Annotated in this window: 16 protein-coding genes; 11 read left to right on the top strand and 5 right to left on the bottom strand. The window is 68.0% G+C overall.

Annotated features, from left to right (window positions below):
* Positions 1-11 precede the first annotated feature (11 nt).
* Positions 12-4,034, top strand: a complete 4,023-nt coding sequence (gene eccCa / locus AB0L60_RS01075; RefSeq protein ID WP_364605475.1) for a type VII secretion protein EccCa — start codon at positions 12-14, stop codon at positions 4,032-4,034.
* Positions 4,035-4,143: 109 nt separating this feature from the next.
* Here the strand turns inward: eccCa and AB0L60_RS01070 are convergent, their stop codons facing one another.
* Entirely contained in the window at positions 4,144-4,821 is a 678-nt protein-coding gene (locus AB0L60_RS01070) for a GNAT family N-acetyltransferase (RefSeq protein WP_364605473.1), read from the bottom strand.
* Positions 4,818-5,657, bottom strand: coding sequence for a GntR family transcriptional regulator (locus AB0L60_RS01065; RefSeq protein WP_364605471.1), 840 nt, complete (start codon positions 5,655-5,657; stop codon positions 4,818-4,820). Before AB0L60_RS01065 ends, AB0L60_RS01070 begins: the two co-directional genes overlap by 4 nt.
* Before the next feature lie 214 nt (positions 5,658-5,871).
* Here AB0L60_RS01065 and AB0L60_RS01060 point away from each other — a divergent pair, with 214 nt between their 5' ends.
* Positions 5,872-6,342: a DUF4254 domain-containing protein gene (locus AB0L60_RS01060; protein ID WP_364605468.1), complete on the top strand. Its 471-nt coding sequence runs from the start codon at positions 5,872-5,874 to the stop codon at positions 6,340-6,342.
* A gap of 94 nt (positions 6,343-6,436) precedes the next feature.
* On the opposite strand, the gene AB0L60_RS01055 is transcribed toward AB0L60_RS01060, so the two are convergent.
* From AB0L60_RS01055 to AB0L60_RS01045, 3 genes are all read right to left on the bottom strand, one after another.
* A complete protein-coding gene (locus AB0L60_RS01055) occupies positions 6,437-8,266 on the bottom strand; it encodes a serine/threonine-protein kinase (RefSeq protein WP_364605466.1) in 1,830 nt (609 codons plus the stop codon).
* Positions 8,263-9,399, bottom strand: a complete 1,137-nt coding sequence (locus tag AB0L60_RS01050; RefSeq protein WP_364605464.1) for a hypothetical protein — start codon at positions 9,397-9,399, stop codon at positions 8,263-8,265. Before AB0L60_RS01050 ends, AB0L60_RS01055 begins: the two co-directional genes overlap by 4 nt.
* A gap of 221 nt (positions 9,400-9,620) precedes the next feature.
* On the bottom strand, positions 9,621-13,145 hold the full coding sequence (locus AB0L60_RS01045) for an AAA family ATPase (RefSeq protein WP_364605462.1): 3,525 nt from the start codon (positions 13,143-13,145) through the stop codon (positions 9,621-9,623).
* 369 nt (positions 13,146-13,514) lie between these two features.
* On the opposite strand from AB0L60_RS01045, the gene infA reads away from it, so the two are divergent.
* The 9 genes from infA (at position 13,515) to AB0L60_RS01000 (ending at position 19,062) form a co-directional block, all read left to right on the top strand.
* Positions 13,515-13,736: a translation initiation factor IF-1 gene (gene infA, locus AB0L60_RS01040; protein ID WP_040804562.1), complete on the top strand. Its 222-nt coding sequence runs from the start codon at positions 13,515-13,517 to the stop codon at positions 13,734-13,736.
* A 118-nt stretch (positions 13,737-13,854) separates the two neighbouring features.
* Positions 13,855-13,968: a 50S ribosomal protein L36 gene (gene rpmJ, locus AB0L60_RS01035; protein WP_033085975.1), complete on the top strand. Its 114-nt coding sequence runs from the start codon at positions 13,855-13,857 to the stop codon at positions 13,966-13,968.
* Between the two features lie 236 nt (positions 13,969-14,204).
* Complete coding sequence (gene rpsM, locus AB0L60_RS01030; protein ID WP_040855471.1) at positions 14,205-14,576, top strand: 30S ribosomal protein S13; 372 nt, start codon at positions 14,205-14,207, stop codon at positions 14,574-14,576.
* Positions 14,577-14,585: 9 nt separating this feature from the next.
* Positions 14,586-14,999 (top strand): 30S ribosomal protein S11, encoded by a 414-nt coding sequence (gene rpsK / locus AB0L60_RS01025; RefSeq protein ID WP_040855472.1) that lies wholly within the window; start codon positions 14,586-14,588, stop codon positions 14,997-14,999.
* A 22-nt stretch (positions 15,000-15,021) separates the two neighbouring features.
* A complete protein-coding gene (gene rpsD / locus AB0L60_RS01020) occupies positions 15,022-15,627 on the top strand; it encodes a 30S ribosomal protein S4 (protein WP_040855473.1) in 606 nt (201 codons plus the stop codon).
* Positions 15,628-15,733: 106 nt separating this feature from the next.
* Entirely contained in the window at positions 15,734-16,792 is a 1,059-nt protein-coding gene (locus AB0L60_RS01015; protein ID WP_040855475.1) for a DNA-directed RNA polymerase subunit alpha, read from the top strand.
* Between the two features lie 53 nt (positions 16,793-16,845).
* Positions 16,846-17,346 (top strand): 50S ribosomal protein L17, encoded by a 501-nt coding sequence (rplQ, locus tag AB0L60_RS01010; protein ID WP_364605457.1) that lies wholly within the window; start codon positions 16,846-16,848, stop codon positions 17,344-17,346.
* 64 nt (positions 17,347-17,410) lie between these two features.
* Positions 17,411-18,325 (top strand): tRNA pseudouridine(38-40) synthase TruA, encoded by a 915-nt coding sequence (truA, locus tag AB0L60_RS01005; protein ID WP_364605455.1) that lies wholly within the window; start codon positions 17,411-17,413, stop codon positions 18,323-18,325.
* Positions 18,326-18,720: 395 nt separating this feature from the next.
* Positions 18,721-19,062: a hypothetical protein gene (locus AB0L60_RS01000; protein WP_364605453.1), complete on the top strand. Its 342-nt coding sequence runs from the start codon at positions 18,721-18,723 to the stop codon at positions 19,060-19,062.
* Positions 19,063-19,088 lie beyond the last annotated feature (26 nt).

The following is a 19,088-nucleotide window of genomic DNA, read 5'->3' as shown; positions in this document are numbered from 1 at the left end:
GAGAAATACCCATGGCTACCGAAGGTTTCGTGCGCCGGCCCCGCATCGCCCCACCCCGCGCCCCGGGCGGTGAGATGGCGCTGACCGCGCCACCGGAGATTCCGCGTCCGGTGCCCGCGCCGCTCATGAGCAAGCTCATGCCGGTCGTCATGGTGGTCGCCATGATCGGCATGCTCGCCATGATGAGCTTGATGGGCCGGTCGATGCTGTCCAACCCGTACATGATGATGATGCCGATGATGATGATCATGTCGATGGCCGGCATGCTCATGGGTCAGCGCGGCAGCAGCAAAAGCTCCTCGGAGCTGAACGAGGAACGCAAGGACTACTTCCGGTACCTCGACCAGACCCGCCGCGAGGTCCGGCGCACCGGGCAGAAGCAGCTCGAGACGCTGGTCTGGAGTCATCCGGAACCCGCGGACCTGCCCTCCATCGTGGGCACCCGGCGCATGTGGGAGCGGCGGCCCAACGATCCGGACTTCGGGCATGTGCGCGTCGGCATCGGCACGCATCGGCTCGCGGCCAAGCTGGCGCGGCCGGAAACCGGTCCGCTGGAGGATCTGGAACCGGTCTCCACCGTGGCGTTGCGTCGTTTCGTGCGAACGCATTCCGTGGTGCACCACCTGCCGACGGCGGTGTCGCTGCGCGCTTTCCCCGCCATCAATGTCGAGGGCCCGGCCGAGGACACGCGCGGGCTGGTGTGGTCGATGCTCATGGAGCTCACCGCGTTCCACGGCCCCGACCACGTCGCCGTCGCCATCGTCACCGCCGAACCCGACTGCGAGGCCTGGGCGTGGGCGAAATGGCTGCCGCACGTGCAGCATTCGAGCCAGCGCGACGGCATGGGCGCGGCCCGCATGATCTACGGCTCGCTCGGTGAACTGGAGACGGCGCTGGCCGACGATCTGCTCGAGCGCGGGCGGTTCATGCGCAATCCGCAACCGACGCAGGGGCGTATGCACTTGGTCGTCATCATCGACGACGGATATGTCAGCGGCAGTGAGCGTTTGATCAGCGAGTCCGGTCTGGACGCGGTCACCGTCATCGACCTGAGCGCCGCCGAGAACAGCCTGGCCGCGCGGCGCGGGCTGCAGCTCGTCGCGGCCGGGGGAGAGGTGTTCGCCAAGAGCGCGGCCGGCACCGAGAAGTTCGCCAATGCCGACAGCGTGACCCTCGCCGAGGCGGAGGCGTTCTCGCGCAGTCTGGCCCGCTTCCGCATCGCCACCGCGGCGCAGATCGTCAGCCTCGGCGACAACACCTCCGCCGCCGACCCCGGTCTGATGAACCTGCTCAAGATCCCGGACGCGTCCCAGATCGACCCGGCCAAGGTGTGGCGGCCGCGCGCCGGACGCGAACGACTACGTGTGCCCATCGGCATCACCCCGGACGGGACGCCCGTCGAGATCGACATCAAGGAATCCGCCGAGAACGGTATGGGGCCGCACGGCCTCTGCATCGGCGCCACCGGCTCCGGTAAGTCGGAATTCCTTCGCACACTGATTCTTTCGATGGTCACCACGCACTCGCCCGATCAGCTCAACCTGATCCTGGTCGACTTCAAGGGTGGTGCGACGTTCCTCGGTATGGATCCGCTGCCGCACGTGGCGGCGGTCATCACCAACCTCGAAGAAGAGCTCTCGCTCGTCGACCGTATGCGCGACGCGCTCGCCGGTGAGATGAACCGGCGCCAGGAACTGCTGCGCTCCGCGGGCAACTTCGCCAATGTCAACGAGTACGAGAAGGCCCGCGCGGCCGGCGTGCCGCTCGACCCGCTGCCCGCGCTGTTCGTGGTCATCGACGAGTTCTCCGAATTGCTCTCGCAGAAACCGGATTTCGCGGATCTGTTCGTCATGATCGGCCGACTGGGCCGCTCGCTCCACGTCCACCTGCTGCTCGCCTCGCAGCGGCTGGAGGAGAACAAGATGCGCGGCCTCGATTCGCATCTGTCCTATCGCATCGGTCTGCGTACGTTCTCGGCCAACGAATCCCGCGCGGTGCTCGGCATCACCGACGCCTATCACCTGCCCGGTGTCCCGGGCTCCGGCTACCTCAAGAGCGACGCCTCGGATCCGTTGCGGTTCAACGCGACCTATGTATCGGGTCCCTACGTCGCGCCCCGGGCCGCCCGGCAGGCCGCGGACGGCACCACTGTCGTCGAAGCGCCGCCGCGCGAATTCACCGCCGCGATGGTCGAGATCCTCGAGCAGCCCGAACCGGAGAACCGGCTCGATCCGCTCGACCTGCTGCCGCCCCCGCCGCCGACGGGCGACGAAGGCCTGCCCGACAGCCTGCTCCAGACCGTCGTGAAACGCCTGACCGGTCACGGCCGCCCGGCCCACGAGGTCTGGCTGCCGCCGCTGGACGAGTCGCCGACCGTGGACATGCTGCTGCCGGATCCGGACTGGCGGTCACCGGTCAACCGGCACGGGCAGCTGTGGATGCCGATCGGCATCATCGACAAGCCCTATGAGCAGCGCCGCGATGTGCTCACCATCAATCTCGCTGGGGCGCAGGGCAATGTCGCCGTGGTCGGTGGCCCGCAGTCCGGCAAGTCCACCACGCTGCGCACCATCATCATGTCCGCGGCGGCCACGCACACGCCCGAACAGGCGCAGTTCTACTGCCTCGACTTCGGTGGTGGCTCCATGGCGGGTCTGGTCGGCCTGCCGCACGTGGGTTCCGTCGCCGGCAAGCTCGACTCCGACAAGGTGCGGCGCACCATCGCCGAACTCGCCACCCTGCTGCGCGAACGCGAAGAGCGCTTTGCCGCCCAGGGCATCGAATCCATGGCCGAATTCCGGCGGCGCAAGCACGCCGCGCTGGCCTCGGACCGCGCCGACGACCCGGTACTGGCCGACCGATTCGGCGACGTCTTCCTGGTGATCGACAACTGGCAGGTCGTCCGCGAGGAATTCGACAGCCTGGAGCCGGTGGTCGGACAGCTTGCCGCCCAGGGTCTTTCGTACGGCATCCACGTGATCCTGGGCGCGAACCGCTGGGGCGAGATCCGCGCCTCCGTGAAGGACATGATCGGTACCCGCATCGAGCTGCGCCTGGGTGACCCCTCCGACTCCGAGATGGGCCGCCGCGTCGCGGTCAACGTCCCGCTCAACCGGCCCGGCCGCGGTCTCACCCCGGACCAGCTGCACATGCTCATCGCCATGCCGCGCCTGGACTCCGACACCAACGTCCAGAATCTGGCCGAGGGTGTGGCCGCCGCGCGCACCGAGATGCAGGCCATCTGGGGCGAACGCCGCGCACCAGCCGTTCGCACGCTGCCCGGTAGCGTGCCCCGCGAACAGGCACTGGAACTGGCCCGCCGCCACGGAATTCAGCAGAGCCCCACCAAGGTGGTCATCGGCATCGGCGAATCCGAACTGCAGCCGATCGTCCTGGATTTCGGCTCCGACCCGCACTTCATGGTCTTCTCCGAAGTAGAATCGGGTAAGACCACGGTGCTGCGCAACATCATTCGCGGCCTGGCCGAGAGCTCCAACGCCGACACGGCCCGCGTCATCCTCATCGACTACCGCCGCACCCTGCTGGGTGTGCTGGAAGGCGACCAGCTGGCCGGGTACTCCACCTCCTCGCAGACCTGCGGCGGCATGATCAAGGAAGTGGTCAACTATCTCTCCAAGCGCATCCCCGGCTCCGACATCACCCCCCAGCAGCTGCGCGATCGCGACTGGTGGACCGGCCCGGAGATCTACGTCGTCGTCGACGACTACGACATGGTCGTCGCGGGCGGAAATCCCCTGGGCGCCTTGGTGGAACTCCTACCGCAGGCCCGCGACATCGGCCTGCACGTCATCATCTCCCGCAATATGGGTGGCATCTCCCGAGCCCTCTACGACCAGGTCCTGGGCTCGATGAAGAACCTGTCGGTCCCCGCCCTCCTCATGAGCGGCTCCCGGGACGAGGGCAAACTCATCGGCGACATCCGCCCCATGCGCCTCCCACCCGGCCGCGGCATCCTCTGGTCCCGCTCCCGCGGCGACGAAATGATCCAAATCGCCGACCTCCCCGCGCTGTAACCGGTTGGCACACAAGGAAGTCGCATGAACATCGGCCCCGGCTCGATACCCGGCGGCCACCGTATCGAACGCGCGCTCGGCAGCGGCTGAGATGCGGTAGCCACGGGGATCACGTGGTTGCCGGGCCCGGCTCGGTGATCGCGCCGGGGAGGGTGCGCAGGAGTGGGTTGTGGCTGCGGGACCAGATGCTGGTGGGGTCCGGGTTCAGTGTGCAGCGGGTGGTTTCGCCTGCTGCCAGGGTTGGGCGCGTCGTGACGGGGTGGGGCCAGGCGGCGGTGGGGCGTTCGAAGAGGGCTCGGGAGGGGCCGGTGGCTTCGGGTCCGGCTATGCGGGCGAGGTGGAAGCCGGCGCGGAGGTAGTAGGCGTGGAGGTCGGTGTTGGTGGTCCAGGCGTCGAGGCGGACCCAGGTGCGGTGTTGTTCGCGGGCCAGGCGGGCGGCGTGGGCCAGCAGGGTTTCGCCGACGCGGGTTCCGGCGAAGCGGAGGTCGACGATCATGTAGTGGATGATCACGGCGTCGGCGAGTTCGCCGGGGGACCAGAGGTTTTCGTCGGCGCGGTCGTTGACGGTGATGGTGCCGGCCGCTTCGCCGTCCACCTCGGCGATCCAGGTCTCGTCCTGGCGGACCGCGTGGGCCACGGACCGGGCGAAGGTCTCGATGGGGAGTCCTCGCCCGGCCCGCGTCCACTGGTCACTGCCGCGCGCCGCCAGCCAGCTCGTACGTTGCAGCCGGAACCGGGTAATGGTCCCAAGATCGGCGATACGGGCGCGGCGCAGGTGTGGTTTCATGGCGAATCGGGTAGCCGGGAATTACCGAAGGAATGGGAATTTCCGGACGGAAATGGAGCGCCCAGAGTTTTACGAATAATGTCCGTTCCTTCGTCATCGCCCAATTCGTATGCCAATCGGTTGCGGGCCGCTGTGGAACGATGTCGCGTCACTCGGGTGACGCCATTGTGGTTGGCTCCGATGCGGAGATGGTCGAGCAGTAGCGTACCCGGGCCCACGCCCAGCAGCGCCGCCTCCTCGGCCGCGGCGGGTCGGGCGACGATGGTGTCGCGATGGGCGGTCTCGGCGAATCCGCGTTCGGCGAGCCGCCGTGTGGTGCCCTCCGGAATGTCGTATGGTGCGTCGATTCCGGTGGCCTCGGCCAGATCTCGCGGATAGAAGCTGACCTCCCACGACCACGGCTCGTTGTCCAGATACTGCATGATCGTGCGCGACACCACCCACTCGTCGCGCGCGACACCCAGCCAATGCGCCACTTCCGGACTGGCCGGTTCCATTCTGGCGCTGAACTGTTTGGACGGCTCCCGTCCCGCGGCGCGTGCGATCTCGGAGAAGATGTCGTGCGCGGCCTTCGGCCGGTCCGGCCGAATATGGTTGGTGACAACGGATTCGAGCACTTCCTGACTGCGCACGATGGTGCCCCGGGAAGTGGCTGTGTAAACCAGGTTTTCGGCAACCAGGAGTTGAATGGCGTTGCGAGCAGTCGTAATCGAAACCTGCATCTGGCCGGCCAGCTCATTGTGACTCGGCAGTCGATCGCCCGGTTCCCACTTGCCGGCGCGGATCTCCTCGCGGAGGAGGTCTGCGATCCGTTGATATCTCGGACCGTCCGCCATCTCGCTCCTCGGTTGTTGCTTCAAGGCTCAGAAGTCTACTCCCGTAGTACTACTGCCGTGTAAGGCTTGACACCAGCATTCTGAGCTTTATTGTAATGAACGTCCTGAATGCGGTGTTGTTATACGTCGAAGAACGCGAGGCAACGTGGCAGGTTCGGAGACATCGAACACGGTCGTTGTGGCATTGCCCGACGTGTCCGCTTCGTATGCGGATGTGGAGGCGCAGCCCTTGGCTGCCGGCCTATTGCCGACCTCCGACCTACTACTGCGCGCTTGTCGCGGTCACCGGGTGATCGGCGGACCACTGCTGTGGTTCGCCCATGACCTAGCGGTGCTGCACGAGCGGCGGCTGGTCGGGCGCGGCGGTATCGGTCCGGAAACCGATCCCACCTCGATCGTCGAAACAAAGCGCCGCCGAATCGAATTGGTCATGGCCATCGACGACTGGATCGTGCGCTCGGTTCCCCAGCATCGGCTGGGTGCGACCCTGCACACCGAAACGGTCGGTTCGGTCATCGATCGCCTCGCGGAGGCTTCGGTTCGGGCTCATCACGCGTTGATGACCCTTGACGCGAATGATGAAATGCTACACGGCGCTTGGCACCATTTAGCCGAATTGTCGGACGCTTACGACGATCTCGTTCGTGATGTGCTCGCCGGTCGGCGGCGGCTGCCTGCCTGGTAAATAACGAAACAACTGTGCGGTCCGGGCCCGAGGGCGGCCCGGACCGCCATGTTCCGCGCGAAAGATCAATTGCAATTGCAGTGCGCGGAGATGGCTACTTCGGCAGTTGCCGGATGGCCTCGTCGAGCAGTGTCACGGCCTTGCCGCACGCGTCTGGTGAATTCGACAGATCGGACACCGTGAGCTTCAGTTGCTCGGCATTGCCTTTATCCGTGGGCCGCACCAGATAGCTGAGGTAGCAGTCGTTGCTGGAGCGTGCGCCGGTGACGTACGCGGTGAATTCGCCGGCCTGCAGGGTTTCGTAGGTCCACTCGCCCTGATCGGGGCGGCTCTGGTCGACCAGGTCGACGCGGACCCAGCCGTCCCGGCCGATGGTCGCGCAGGCGTGCGGGGCGCGCTGATGGTCGGAGATATCGCCGACGATCTCCCGAATCGTGCTGTCCTGCACCACCGAACACGGGTCCACGCGCAGAATCGAGTTCGACGGGACCGTCCGCTGCGGCACGTACGAGGTGAGCTGCTGCGCGACCGCGGTCAGCGCGTCCTCCGCCGCGGTGCAGGCGGTTCCCGGCTGGGCCGCGGGGTCCAGCTCCTCGGCCGACATCCGCAGCGGCACATGCCCGCCGGACTGGGTCACCAGCACGGCGTCGCATTTGTTGTCCGCGGCTCCGGCGCTGAGGATCGGGCCCCAGCCGGCGGTCCGGCCCGTCGGCGTCAACTGGTCCACACCGATGGCGTGGTCGGGAATGTCCAGGTTGTAGTGGATCTTTCGCTGCGTCGAATCGACCACGGTGGTGCCGCAGCCGCCCTCGGGCGAGGCTTGCGGATCACCGGTGCGCGTGCCGAGCTTGCCGGGCACCGCCTTGTCGATGACCGCGCAGAAGTCCAGCAGCCGCAATTCCATGGCCGTCAGGTCCAGTGACGGGTCCGTGCGCGGCTGGGCATGGCCGTCGGTCTGCGACGACCGGCTCAGCCCCGCCAGCGTGCCGCTCACCACCACCAGTCCGGTGACGGCCGCCGCCGCCCAGCCGATCGTGCGCCGCCGCCGACCGGCCAAGCGCGCCAGCTGATCCCGATAGCGGGTCTCCTGCTCACCGCTGGACGCCCACCACTCGGCATCTGCTCGATGCGTCTCGATGAACTCCAGCACCGGCTGTGGCCACGCCGATTCCCCAGGAATGCGCTCCGCCTGCTCCAGCAGCTGACGCGCCGACGGGCGATGCGCGTGATCGGGCGCCAGGCAGGACTCCACCAGTTTGCGCAGCGCATGCGGGACCGCCTGCAGATCCGGTGTGGCGGACATGGATCCGGTCGCGGCCAGGACCAGCAGCATGCCGACCGCGTAGATGTCGACGGCGGAGGTCACCGGCTCGCCCCCGGCTTGCTCGGGGGCCACGTAGGGTGCAGCGTCGGCGACGGCCGCCGAAGCGCCCTCGCCGTCGCGTGCCCGGGTGATACCGAAATCGATGATGCGCGGGCCCTCGGGCATCAGCAGGACATTGCCGGGCTTGAGATTCCGGTGCACCAGCACCGCCCGGTGCACCTCGATCAGGGCGGTGGCCAGGCCGGTCGCCAGCAGGCGCAGCGCCGGCAGCGGCAGCGGACCGCAGGCCGCGACGACCGTCGCGAGATCCGGCGCCGGCAGGTATTCGGTGGCCAGCCAGGGTCGTTCGGCATCCGCGTCACTGTCCACCACGGCCGCCGTATAGGGTCCGGTCAGCTGCTTGGTGGTCTCCAGCTCCCGCTGGAAGCGCGCCCGGAATTCCATATCCACCGTCTGCGAGCGGTGAATCTGCTTGACCGCCACCAGCTTTCCGGTGGGCGTGCGGCCCAGCAGCACCCGGCCCATGTCGCCGGTGCCGATGACGGCGATCATATGGTGCGGGCCGATCCAGCGCGGATCGTCGGGCAGTAGTGCCTTCATCGCGGACCTCCCATGATCGCGTACTGCGCCGCCGCCAGCTGCCGGACATCGGTCTCGGTATTGCTGTAGACCACCGCCGCATACCCGTCGCGCACCACCACACAGCGATAGCGGCGGGCCTGCACGGATTTCGGGTCCGGGCGGGTCGCCTGCGAACAGGTTGCGGCGGTCAGGCCGCGGACATTACGCATCCAGGTGTACTCCGAGTTCTCAGGGTCGGCGGCGAGGTCTCGGCCGTACTGTGCGGCGGCCTTCGAATCCCGCATCCGATACAGGTACTTGTTGTGGGACACCGCCAGCGCCGTCACGCCGCTGCCGGAATATTTGCTGAAAGTGTGCGGTGGCTCCGGTGAGAGCGCCGAGAAGGCGCGGACCCCGAAGGCGGCGAACGTCTTCGGGTCGGCCAGCGGATCACCGGTGCGCACCAGCCGGGTCAGCAGGCCGTCCGGATCGAGCGGCACCGTGGCCGGATCCGGAACGGGCGAGGTGTCGAAGCCGGCCAGCCCGGCCACCTGCTTGCGATAGGTGGTGGTGACCATGTCGACCAGCCGGCCCAGATCGGGATCCGGCAGTTCGGCGTACACCCGGATCACCACGTTCTTCCACGCCATGAGACTGCCCAGCGAAGGGACGCCCGGCCGCCAATGACTCAGGGCGGCCGGGAAGGCGTCGACCCCGACCGGCGCGTTGTCGGGACTCGCCTCGAAATCGACGCGGGCCATCTCTGCCGCGGCCGCCGTCGCCGACCGCTCGTCGCGAAACGCGGTGAGCGACACCGCCAGATACTTCTGTGGCGGACCGTCACCGGCAGGCCGGTTCGCGGCCGCGATACCGAAGGAACCGGCCACCCCGAAGGGGCGCGCTGCCACCCGCTGCTGCGGTGAGAGTGCGGTCTCGTGGAAGCCGCGATCGTCGGCCGAGATCCCGCCGTCGCGCACCGTCGTCAGGTCGGGATCGATATCGGTCGCGAAGACGATGTGATCCGCCAGCCGCACCGACTCGGCGAAGACCCCGCGGATCCGGCTCGGCTGCCGATCGAAGTCATCGTCGCCGTGAATCGCGTACGGCCCGTAATCCGGTGTACCGCCGTCGTTCCCGCACGCGGCGGCCAGGACCAGCACGGCGGCACCCATTCCGGCGGCGCACCATCGCCCGGACCTCAGACGCATGCGTTCCTCTCACCCACCGGTCAGCGGCGGGCCGGCCGTACGTGCAAAACCCGCATCGCACCGAGGCGAGCGGCGCGATCGAGCCACAAACTAGCACCCGGCCGATGCCATGTCATGCGCAGCCGTCCCAGCCGAAGCCACTGCCCGCGAACGGATTCGGAACCAGCGCCGGGACCGGCCCCGGCTCAGCCCCGATAGTGCCGGTGGTCGGCCCCGAAATCATCGGCGACGGTGGCCGCCAGCTCGACATACGCGCGTTTGGTGGGCTTGCTCAGGCGGTGCAGATCGATCTCCGCGCCCTCGCCCAGATGCGCGTCGTAGGGGATGATGTGCACTGCGCGGCAACGCGACAGGAAATAGTCGCGCAGCTGATTGATGCCGACATTCGGGGCGCCCGGGCGCGGCAGGTTGATCACCACCACGGCATTGCGGACCAGATGATCGTGGCCGTGCAGTGACAGCCAGTCCAGGGTGGCGGCGGCACTGCGCGCACCGTCGATGGCCGAGGACGAGATCAGCACGAGGGAGTGCGCCAGATCCAGTACACCCGCCATGGCCGAATGCATCAGGCCGGTACCGCAGTCGGTGAGGATGATGTTGTAGAAGCGCTGCAGAATGCGCGCGACCGCGCGGTACTCCTCCTCGCTGAACGCCTCCGACGCCGCCGGATCCCGCTCACTGGCCAGCACCTCCAAGCGGCTGCTGCCCTGCGAAGTGTGGCGGCGCACATCCGAATACCGCTGAATCTGCTCGTCCAGCAACAGATCCCGCACGGTCGATCGGGTCTGCAGCGGCACCCGCTGCGACAACGTCCCGAAGTCCGGATTCGCGTCGACCGCGATCACCCGGTCCCCGCGAATCGAGGAGAAGATCGAGCCCAACCCCATGGTGGTCGTCGTCTTCCCGACGCCACCTTTCAGCGACAGCACCGCGATCCGGTAATCCCCGCGCACCGGCTGCCGGATCCGTGCGACCAACTCCTGCAGTCGCCGCTCCTCCGCCGACATCCCGGGATTGATGGCGCCACCGGACATATGGTGCACGGCCCGCCGCCATCCCGACTCCGGAGCCTTCTTGGCCCGCCGCATCGGCACATCATCCAGCGACGGCACGGGACCACCGGCAAACCCGCGCGGCCTGCCCGCACCCCAGGCGCTCGCCCCCGGCCCACCGATCCCCGGCTGCCCGGAAGCCGGCACACCGTACTGTCCCGGACCCCCGGCTTGCCCGGGAGCCGCGACACCATACTGGCCCGGAGCCCCAGCTTGCCCCGGCACCGAGGCACCGTGCTGCCCCGGAGCACCGACCTGTCCCGGGCCCATGCCGTACTGCCCGGGGACGGCTGCCTCCGGCTGGCCCGGCGCAGGCTGACTCCCCGGCCCACCGAACCCCTGCTGTCCCGGGCCGCCAGGCACATTGCCCGCTTCCGGCCCGGTTCCGTTCGGGTGAACAGCGCCCTGTTCCTGTCCCGGTGCGGCCCAGGGCATTTGCCCACCAGCACCCATGCCCTGCGGTCCCGGGCCACCGGTGTGCGGCCCGGTCAACCCGGCGGCCGCCGCCTCGGACATGGGCGCGTTCGCCCACGGATTGGCGTCGGGGTTGGTGGCGTCCGCGCTATCCGGCATCGGCCCATCCGGCCCCTGTGCCCAAGGATTCAACTGCGGCGGAACAGCACCCGCCGGGAATCCCGGGGTCTGCTGCATCGGCGGCATCCCCGAATCCGGTCGGCCCGGACCATTCGCCTGCGGCCCACCCAGACCCGCAGCTGCTGCCTCGGACATGGGTACGTTTGCCCAGGGGTTCGCATCCCCTTCGAGGTTGTCGGACGAACCATCAGGATGGGTGGAATTCGGCCCCGGTGCCTGCCCCCACGGATTCGGCTGCGGTGGCACAGGACCCGCCGGGAACCCTGAAGTCGGCTGCATCGGTGGGAGCCCGGAATCAGCTGCCGGCGGCATGCCCTCCGCGCCCGGGAACTGTCCCGGAACCGGCGGCGCTGGCGGCATCCACTGGCCGCCATTGCCGGACATCTGAGCGCCGGGACCCGGAATCTGAGGCAGCGAGCCGGATCCGGTGCCCTGTGCCAGCGGACCCGAACCCCGCGGGCCGGTTGCGGGAATCTGCGGGATCGGTGCCGTGCCGTGCGACGAGGTGCCCGGCATCGCCGGCAGGGGCGGGCGGTTGTCGTTCTGGCCGGGGGTGGGTGAGGTGGAATTCCCTTGCGGTGCAGGGGGTACGGGGTCACCGGGGTGGGGGTCCGATGGCTGCGGGAGTGGGACTTCTCCGGCGCGGTGACGGCCCGGGGTCATCGACTGGTCGAAAGCGGTGTTCGGGTCGGCTTGTTCGCCGTCGGTGGGCGCGCCGGACAGACCGGCCGGCTGGGCCTCGAGCAGTTCATATGCGGCCGCCTGGCCGGGGTCCGCGTGGCCGGCGTCATCGGGGTGGCGGGAGTCCGGTTGATCTGCGCCGGGGCCGGTTTCGGGGGCCGGGGGGATCGGTGTGCGCGTGGTCGGGGCGGCCGGGGCGATGATGCCGGAGCCGGTCGCGTCCAGGTCGCCCGGAGCCGGGGGCAGGGGCGGGTGCGCCATCTTGGTGGTGGCGTCGGCCGGATCGGCTGCGGTATCGGCTTCGCCGGGGGACGGGGGCAGCGGGGGGCGCGCGGCGCGGAGCGCCGGATCGTGTGCGGCCGAGTCGACTTCACCGGGTGAGGGCGGGAGCGGCGCCCGGGTGGCGGGATCCGCCGGGGGACGCGCGGGGTTGGCCGGGCCGGGAGTACTCGCGGCCGATGCACCGGCGAGGGAGGCGCCCCTCGGATGCGACTCAGCGGCACCCGGGCCCTGTGGTGAGTTCGGCGAAGACGGCAGTGGCGGCGGGGTGAAGTCGGGTTTCGCCTGCCGCGGTTGCACCGGAGCGGACTGCTCGGCCGGATCCACGGGTTCGGCGGGCGGCGTGGGCGGCGTCGAGAATTGCGGACCCCGCACCGGTCCCAGCGGACCCGAATGCGGGGCCGGCCGAGCCGGTTCGGCACTGGCGATGCGCTGCGTCGGATCAACCGGGGGCGTCGGCGGGGGCGAGAACTGCGGACCGGGCGTGGGTCCGAGCGGGCCCGAATGAGGGCCTGGGCGAGCCGTTTCGGGGGCGGCCGGGTGTCCGGGTTGTCCGCCATTGACTGGAGGGACGTCGAAGCGAGGCCCCTGCGGAAGGTTGGGCGCCTGGCCGGGATGCGGTGCACCGCCGAAGCCTCGACCGTTGGGCGGCGTCGAGCCTTGCCCATTGTGGGGCCCGGGCGCAGGGCGCTGGCCGTGCTGCGGGAGCTGAGTCGGGGTTTGGCCATGCGGCGGCTGCGCCGGGCCGTGGCCGTTGAGCTGTGGCGGTCGCGTGTGGTGTCCGTTGGACTGCTGATTCGCGCTGCCCGACTGGTCGCCGCGGTGCGGAAGGTTGAAATGGGTGCCGGGGTCGCGGGTCGGCATCGGGGTGGCCGGCTGCGAGGCCCACGGATTCGGCTCGGCGCCACCGGAGGTGGGGGCGGGATTCGCGGCGGGCGGCTGGGCGGTGGGCTCGGGTGGTGCATCCTTACGCGGCTTGCGCCGGCCGAAGAGGCCGCGGCCGCTCTTCTGCTCGGGGATGACCTCGTCCTGGGGGAGGTTCTCGACGGGAGCCTCGTAACCGGTTGCGGCGACTTCGCTCTCGGAGAGCCAGGGCGGGAGCATTGGGAGTCCGTCGTTCTCGCGACTCACATCTACCCCCGGTGTTCGATTGAGCGTGCAGGACAGCGCGTAGTTTAGCGATCTCCGACGGGCGCGCGCCCGGCGTATCTCGTCCGCCCGGTGGCGTGCTGCGCGCAACCGGTGGCATCGGCTGTGCACAGCGGGGCACGTCACGGCACCCGTATTTGGCCGGGTCTGGGGAAACGGGTAAGCTAGGTCGCTGGTGACTTACATAGTGGTTGTGGCATGTCCTAGTGCCGCCTCCAGTGAGTATGTCACCGGGTTGGCCGCAATGCACCACCAACTTCGGGGCCGACCTGCCGTAATGAGCTTGAACCAACCAGGTTCAGCCTAACCGGGATCGCGGAGGATATGGCGAAGAAGGAAGGGGCCATCGAGGTCGAGGGCCGGGTTATCGAGCCGTTGCCCAACGCGATGTTCCGGATCGAGCTGGAAAACGGTCACAAGGTGCTGGCCCACATCAGCGGCAAGATGCGGCAGCACTACATCCGCATCCTGCCCGAGGACCGCGTCGTCGTGGAGCTGTCGCCCTACGACCTGACCCGCGGCCGCATCGTCTACCGCTACAAGTGAGTCACCCCCGCGGGTGCCAAAGACTTCCGGGGCGCGAGTCCCGGGTTTTCCCCGGTCAAACCGGCCGGGGAAAAACTGTGTTCACGGCCAGTGAACACCGACCCAGATTGGATCTGACGTGAAGGTTCAGCCGTCCGTCAAGCCGATCTGCGAGAAGTGCAAGGTGATCCGCCGCCACGGTCGGGTCATGGTGATCTGCGAGAACCTGCGCCACAAGCAGCGTCAGGGCTGATTGCGGCCTCGTGCCGTGATCGCCGGGACAGTGGATTCTTCACGCCCCCGGTCGCTCACCGCCAAGCACCGAACGCGGTTCGGATTGGCAACAAAGAAGAAACTCCCAGCGCCAGTCGCCGTCGCCGAGTCCCATAGGGGACGGATGGCGGCCCACCCCCGGTACGGAGGCCGGGGCCCCACTCACGAGGGGACGGACAGGGAGCAGACCTCCGCAAAAGTAAGGAATCGCCAACCATGGCACGTCTGATGGGCGTCGACCTCCCGCGCGAAAAGCGCATGGAGATCGCGCTGACCTACATCTTCGGCATCGGCCGTACCCGCGCCAAGGAGATCCTGGACGTTACCGGCGTCAGCCCGGACCTGCGTTCCAAGGACCTCAGCGATGACGACCTGACCAAGCTCCGCGACTACATCGAGTCGCAGGACTTCAAGGTCGAGGGTGACCTGCGCCGCGAGGTGCAGGCCGACATTCGTCGCAAGATCGAGATCGGCTGCTACCAGGGCATCCGCCACCGTCGTGGCCTGCCTGTGCGTGGCCAGCGGACCAAGACCAACGCCCGCACGCGCAAGGGTCCGAAGAAGACCGTCGCCGGCAAGAAGAAGTAGGGATAGCGCATGCCTCCGAAGAGCCGGGCCTCGGGCCCGAAGAAGACTCAGAAGTCGCGTCGCCGGGATAAGAAGAACATCCCGCACGGCCACGCGCACATCAAGAGCACGTTCAACAACACGATCGTGTCCATCACCGACCCCGAAGGCAACGTCATCTCCTGGGCGTCCTCCGGCCACGTCGGTTTCAAGGGCTCGCGTAAGTCGACCCCGTTCGCCGCGCAGCTGGCCGCCGAGAACGCTGCCCGCAAGGCGCAGGAGAACGGCGTCAAGAAGGTCGACGTCTTCGTGAAGGGCCCGGGTTCGGGCCGCGAGACCGCGATCCGTTCCCTCCAGGCCGCCGGCCTCGAGGTCGGCACGATCTCCGATGTCACCCCGCAGCCGCACAACGGCTGCCGTCCGCCCAAGCGGCGTCGCGTCTAGCGGGAAGGAAGAGTAGAAAACAATGGCTCGTTATACCGGCCCTATCACCCGCAAGTCGCGTCGTCTGCGTGTCGACCTCGTCGGAGGCGACCAGGCGTTCGAGCGTCGTCCTTACCCGCCCGGCCAGCACGGCCGCGCGCGGATCAAGGAGTCCGAGTACCTCATGCAGCTGCAGGAGAAGCAGAAGGCTCGCTTCTCGTACGGCGTCATGGAGAAGCAGTTCCGCCGCTACTACGAAGAGGCCAACCGCCAGAAGGGCAAGACCGGCGACAACCTGCTGCGTCTGCTCGAGTCGCGGCTGGACAACGTCGTGTACCGCGCCGGCCTGGCCCGGACCCGTCGTGGCGCCCGTCAGCTGGTCTCGCACGGCCACTTCACCGTCAACGGTGTGAAGGTGGATGTGCCCAGCTTCCAGGTCTCGCAGTACGACATCATCGATGTCAAGCCGAAGTCGCTGGCCATGTACCCCTTCCAGGTGGCGCGTGAGACCGTGGGCGACCGCCCGATCCCGGGCTGGCTGCAGGTTGTTCCCGGCCGCCTCCGGATCCTGGTGCACCAGCTCCCCGAGCGTGCGCAGATCGATGTTCCGCTGCAGGAACAGCTGATCGTCGAGTTCTACTCGAAGTAATAGGTGCGCGTACGCGCGCCGCTGGTTGCGGCCCCGGTGTAACCGCCAGGGCCGCAACAGTTCCCAATCGTGAGCGTCAAATGGTGGGCGCTCGAAGGAGGAAGAAATGCTGATTTCACAGCGACCGACGCTGACCGAAGAGGTTGTGTCCGAGAACCGGTCGCGGTTCACCATCGAACCGCTGGAGCCGGGCTTCGGTTACACCCTCGGCAACTCGCTGCGCCGCACGCTGCTGTCGTCGATTCCTGGTGCCGCTGTCACCAGCATTCGCATCGATGGCGTGCTGCACGAGTTCACCACCGTCCCGGGCGTGAAGGAGGATGTCACCGACATCATCCTGAACCTCAAGGGCCTGGTCGTGTCGTCCGAAGAGGACGAGCCGGTCACCATGTACGTGCGCAAGCAGGGCCCGGGCACCGTCACCGCCGGTGACATCGTCCCCCCGGCGGGCGTGACCGTGCACAACCCGGACATGCACATCGCCACCCTGAACGACAAGGGCAAGCTGGAGATCGAGCTCGTGGTCGAGCGCGGTCGCGGCTACGTCCCGGCCGTCCAGAACAAGGCGTCGGGTGCGGAAATCGGCCGGATTCCGGTTGACTCGATCTACTCGCCGGTTCTCAAGGTGACGTACAAGGTCGAGGCCACCCGTGTCGAGCAGCGCACCGACTTCGACCGGCTCATCCTGGATGTCGAGACCAAGAACTCGATCTCCGCGCGGGATGCGCTGGCGTCGGCGGGCAAGACCCTGGTCGAGCTGTTCGGTCTCGCGCGCGAGCTGAACGTCGAGGCCGAGGGCATCGAGATCGGCCCCTCGCCGGCCGAAGCGGACCACATCGCTTCGTTCGGCCTGCCGATCGAGGACCTGGATCTCACTGTGCGGTCGTACAACTGCCTCAAGCGTGAAGGCGTGCACACCGTCGGCGAGCTGGTCGCCCGCACCGAGTCGGACCTGCTGGACATCCGCAACTTCGGTCAGAAGTCCATCGACGAGGTCAAGGTCAAGCTGCACTCGCTCGGCCTGTCCCTCAAGGATTCTCCGGCTTCCTTCGATCCGTCCTCCGTCGTCGGCTACGACGCGGCCAGCGGCACCTGGAGCGACAGCGGTTCGTTCAGCGACACCGACAACGGCGAGCAGGACTACGCCGAGACCGAACAGCTTTAGGTCATTCGGGGTGTAGCGCCCCGAATCGGCCTTCAACACAGGAGATTCAAACAATGCCCAAGCCCAAGAAGGGTGCCCGCTTCGGCGGGACGGCGTCGCACCAGAAGGCGATCTTCGCCAACCTGGCGACGGCGCTCTTCGAGCACGGTCGCATCACGACCACCGAGGCCAAGGCCAAGGCGCTGCGCCCCTACGCCGAGAAGCTTGTCACCAAGGCGAAGGGCGGCACCCTGGCCGACCGTCGCGAGGTCATGAAGGTGATCCGCTCCAAGGACGTCGTGCACGCCCTGTTCGCGGAGATCGGTCCCTCGTTCGAGGGCCGTGAGGGTGGCTACACCCGCATCATCAAGACCATCCCCCGCAAGGGTGACAACGCTCCGATGGCGATCATCGAGCTGGTCCGCGAGAAGACCGTGACCAACGAGGCCGACCGTGCCCGTCGTGTCGCCGCTTCGCAGAAGGCTGCCGAGGCTCCGGCCGAGGCCAAGGCCGAAGAGGCTGTCACCGAGGCTCCGGCCGAAGAGGCTGCCGCCGAGGACAAGGCCGCGGAGTAAATCCGGTCCTTCGGACTCGACAAGGGGTTTCAGGGCATCCCGGAAACCCCGAGGGTGAGATTCCATGAGTGAGCCCGCCGTCCCCTCCGGGTCGGCGGGCTTTCTCCATGTTAACCAGGAGATCGCTGTGACCGTGGAGGATCCGACGCCCGAACCGGTTTCGATTCGGGTACGGCTGGACATCAGTTACGACGGCACCGATTTCACCGGCTGGGCGCGCCAGCCCGGCCTGCGCACCGTGCAGGGCGTGCTGGAGGACGCGCTGAGCAAGGTGCAGCGCGAGCCCATCCAGCTCACCGTGGCCGGGCGCACCGACGCGGGCGTGCACGCGGAAGGTCAAGTCGCGCACTTCGATACGCACACCGAGGTGGACGGTCCCAAGCTGGTGCACCGGCTCGCGCGCTTCCTGCCGAAGGATGTGCGTGTCAAGGCGGCCGGCCTCGCGCCGCCCGAGTTCGACGCCCGCTTCTCCGCCATCCGCCGCCACTACGCCTACCGCCTGACCACGGCTCCCTATGGCGCGGAACCGCTTCGGGCGCGCAGTGTCGTCCCCTGCCGCCCGGGCCCCGATGTCGAGGCCATGCGTGCGGCGTCCCGAAAGCTGTTGGGCCTGCATGATTTCGCCGCGTTCTGCCGCCGCCGTGAGGGCGCGACCACCATCCGGGAACTGCAGCGCTTCGACTGGGTCCGGGAGGGCGACCTGCTGACCGCCTATGTCAGCGCCGACGCCTTCTGCTGGTCCATGGTCCGGAGTCTGGTCGGCGGTGTCCTGGCCGTGGGGGAAGGCCGCCGCACGCCCGCCTGGATCGCCGGTTTGCTGAACGAGCGTGAGCGCTCGAGCTCTGTCACCGTGGCCCCGGCCCACGGGCTGTCGCTGATCGCGGTCGACTACCCGGACGACGCCGACCTGGCCGCCCGCAATGCCCAGACCCGCGAGGTCCGCACCGTTCCCGACCCCGAAGGTTGCTGCGGCGACTGACTCGTCCTGCACCCGTGCGGCACACGGCAACCGGCCGGCCGAACGCTGACAAGCGACCGCGCTGACGCAGTGTTCCACCAACTGACGTGCGGTCTCGGCCGTTTCGGGCTTCGGAAGCACCCGCACACCCGGGCCGGACCACATGCGTCGGCTGCACCGGTTCAACTAGCGGCTCGTCGCTGGCGGCGCGTTCGACCGCGGCGTGGATGAGCACGAAAAGTAAAGGGCGAACTTCTTTTTGGTTCGGGGGTGCGAAGTTTCGCTTTGCGATGTGGCGGCCGGGGGTACGGGCGGATAGTCCTTGATATGGGGAAATCGAAGCGGGGCCGCGGGGTGGGGAGATCGCCGAGGTCATCGACCTGCTCCCCGGTGATCGGGCGGCCGTGGAACGGCAGTTGGCCGGCGCGGACCTGCCCGGCGTCACGGAGCGGCTGTCGCCGTGGGAGTTTCGCCGGCAGGTGGAGTCGGCGCTGGATCGGCGGGCACGTCGGGACCGCGCGGCGCTGATGGCGGATCTCGACGTGTTCGACGACCCGGACGACGACGACCCCGAAGCCGATCTGCCGCCGTATGCGCTCGCCGCGCCGGTACTGCGCGCGCAGCTGCGGACGATCGACTCGACCGTTCGATGTGGTCCGGACTGCACAGCGGGCGGGGCGGCTAATTCGGTGTCGGGTGGAAATGATGGGCATGTGATTGCAGAGGGCGATGTGGGCGAAAGCGCAAGTCCGGGATGAAGATTAGTGGTGTGAGTTGCGGGGAA

Source organism: Nocardia sp. NPDC051981 (assembly GCF_040680715.1).
GTDB lineage: Bacteria > Actinomycetota > Actinomycetes > Mycobacteriales > Mycobacteriaceae > Nocardia.
Note: the sequence above shows the minus strand (reverse complement) of the source record. Positions and strands in the feature narration are given on the sequence as shown.